General features: G+C 37.9%; 2 protein-coding genes and 1 pseudogene. All 3 read left to right on the forward strand.

Annotated features, from left to right (window positions below):
• Positions 1 to 67 precede the first annotated feature (67 nt).
• Positions 68 to 1,528 (forward strand): O-antigen ligase family protein, encoded by a 1,461-nt coding sequence (locus AC1DDX_RS27000; RefSeq protein WP_172663228.1) that lies wholly within the window; start codon positions 68 to 70, stop codon positions 1,526 to 1,528.
• Between the two features lie 172 nt (positions 1,529 to 1,700).
• Positions 1,701 to 1,883, forward strand: a complete 183-nt coding sequence (locus tag AC1DDX_RS27005) for a Wzz/FepE/Etk N-terminal domain-containing protein (RefSeq protein WP_477622986.1) — start codon at positions 1,701 to 1,703, stop codon at positions 1,881 to 1,883.
• A pseudogene (locus AC1DDX_RS27010) lies at positions 1,867 to 2,710 on the forward strand (exopolysaccharide transport family protein); the annotation flags it as partial. The gene AC1DDX_RS27005 and the pseudogene AC1DDX_RS27010, both read left to right, overlap by 17 nt.

Below are 2,710 nucleotides of genomic sequence, written 5' to 3' on the forward strand. Positions count from 1 at the left end.
GACATATATTAAGGGGCAACCTGGATTTATTGGTTGGGTTCTTAACAAAGTGAAATAATAACAACCTATGTACCAGTATTTATCATCCTTATCACAAACACGACGTACAATTATTTTGTCGGTTTTGGGGATATTGGTTGCTTTAGGAGTTAGTTTGCTGACGTATCTGGGGCCCATAGGGCCGGTACTGGTAATTGTGGCAGCACTATTTGTTGTTTTTATGATCTGTCTTTTTAAGGAGCCCTCTGTAGGGCTTCTTGTGTTGATAGTTTATTGCTTTCTATTTGGGATCTTATCGCGTGAAGTTGGTGGCATTGCCTATGGTATAGGAATAGAGATTTTTTTATTGCTAACCTGGATAACTGTGATCATTCAGCACAAACGGTATGACTGGACACGTTTAAATAACCCGCTGACCAAACTAATGCTGATGTGGTTTATCATTAGTGTAGTTGAGATCATAAATCCTGCCGGTGCCAGTGTGATGGGTTGGTTACAGGAGATAAGAAGTACTGCGCTGTTTCCTATACTGATCATCCCCCTGGTATTTCTATTGTTTGATTCTGAAAAGAAATTAAACAGGGTGTTGATATTGTTGATTGCCTTGTCGTTAATGGCAACTTTGAATGGTATTAAGCAGATACATATTGGCTTGTCGCCAGGTGAACAAAGGTTTTTAAATGAAGGAGGGGCGGTTACCCATTTGTTGTGGGGAAGATTAAGAGCGTTTTCTTTTTATAGTGATTCCGGACAGTTTGGTGCTTCGCAGGCATCTTTTGTGCTGATTGCTATTGTGCTTGCAATAGCTCCGTTCAAATCATGGAAAAGGGTACTTGCCCTGATTGCTGCCGGATTATCTTTTTACGGAATGTTGATTTCGGGAACCAGAGGTGCATTTTTTGCTTTGGTGGTAGGGGTGTTGTTTCTGATTTTCCTGACAAAGAACGTGAAAGTATTAATGTATGGTTTGATCATCACTTTATTGTTTGTCGGGTTTTTAAAGTTTACCACCATAGGTAATGGCAGTTATGAAATTTACAGGCTACGAAGTGCTGTAAATCCTAAGGAAGCCTCATTGAATGTTAGGTTTAATAATCAAATGATCCTTGGCGAATACCTTAAACATAATCCTTTTGGAGGAGGTTTGGGGGTAATTGGTACCTGGGGCAGGGAATATAATAAGGATAAATTTTTATCAACAATAGCACCTGATAGCTACTGGGTTAAAGTTTGGGCAATGTATGGCATTGTTGGGCTAACAATTTGGTTTTCTATGATGATGTATATTCTGGGTAAATGCTGTGGGATAATCTGGAAACTTAATAATGTAAAGCTTAGGTATAAGTGTATTGCACTGCTTTCGGCAACAGCGGGTATTTTTTTCTGTAGCTATGGTAACGAAGTAATCAATTCAATGCCGTCGGCAGTGGTAGCCTCTGTATCGTTGGCATTTATATTTCAGAGCGTGTATTTTGATAAAAAAGATCCATTACCATCAATAAATAACGAACCTAAACTAACCAGCTAATGCCATTTGAAATTTTTGTTATTCCGGGTGTAATATGTTTTATAATCGCCTTTTTTTTGGAGATAAAAGACAAAAAATAAATTTTGCTTTGGTCTAATTACGAACTTGTATTGGACTCAATTAAGTAATATCTTGTGAAAGATTAAATAGGAAATATAATTTAACAGTTATAATGGACATAAAAGCATTTTTACGACTTCTAGGCAAGTATAAATGGGTTTTGATATTAGTACCTCTACTAACGGGGGTGATTACTTATTTTCTGGTAAAGAACCTTCCCAGACAATACAGTTCTGAGGCTCAGATTGCTACTGGTTTAGTGGATCAATCTAAGCAGGTTGTGGTTAACAGTTAACTCTAACCAGAATTCGGATATTTTTAAGATCAACCAGCAGTTTTCGAACATCATTGAGCGGATGAAAATGAGGCGGATCATGAGTATCCTTTCTTATAACCTGATACTCCATGATCTGGAAAGTCCGAAAGCTTCATTCAGGCCTTACAGCAAACAAGTAGCTTCATTAAGGCAGGCCGGTATTGATGAAGTGGTAAGACTTTACAGAGAACGGTTGCTGAATAAACAGGTGATTACCATTAGTGATAATTCTGGTAAATATCCGTTATATGACATCATTAGTTCTATGGGCTATGATGATGAAAGCATTAACAATAATTTAAAAATATACCGCCCTGATAACAGTGATTTTGTAAACGTATACTATGTTTCGGAGAACCCCTTGCTATCTACTTTTGTTGTAAATACGCTGGCGACAAATTTTATTAACAACTATGGCGAGGATGTTAATCTGAATCAGAATAACTCTATAGAGCTTTTGGATTCGTTGATGAAGAAAAAAGAGGCTGCCATGAACCAGAAGAATGCGGCTTTGAAATCGTTTAAGATGAAGAACGGTGTGCTAAACCTGGACAAGCAGTCGGAAATGGTTTACTCGCAGATCTCACAAAATGAAGAACGTAAAGCGCAGGCGATAAGGGATATTCAGGCAAACCAGAGAGCGATAGCAGATATTGATGCGAGGCTAAGAGGAGGGATAGATAATGTAAGTTCGGGAAATTCTACAGCGGACAACAGGACGATCATAAATCTTAAAAACCAATTGAAATCTGCGAACAGTGCCTATATTGATGGTAATTTTAAAGCAGCAGATAAAAACAGAATAG

Source organism: Pedobacter sp. 10L46_2, assembly GCF_056395165.1.

Excerpts from the sequence above, each read along its gene's own strand:
- AC1DDX_RS27005 (WP_477622986.1), top strand. The coding sequence starts at position 1,701 with ATGGACATAAAAGCATTTTTACGACTTCTAGGCAAGTATAAATGGGTT.
- AC1DDX_RS27000 (WP_172663228.1), top strand. The coding sequence starts at position 68 with ATGTACCAGTATTTATCATCCTTATCACAAACACGACGTACAATTATT.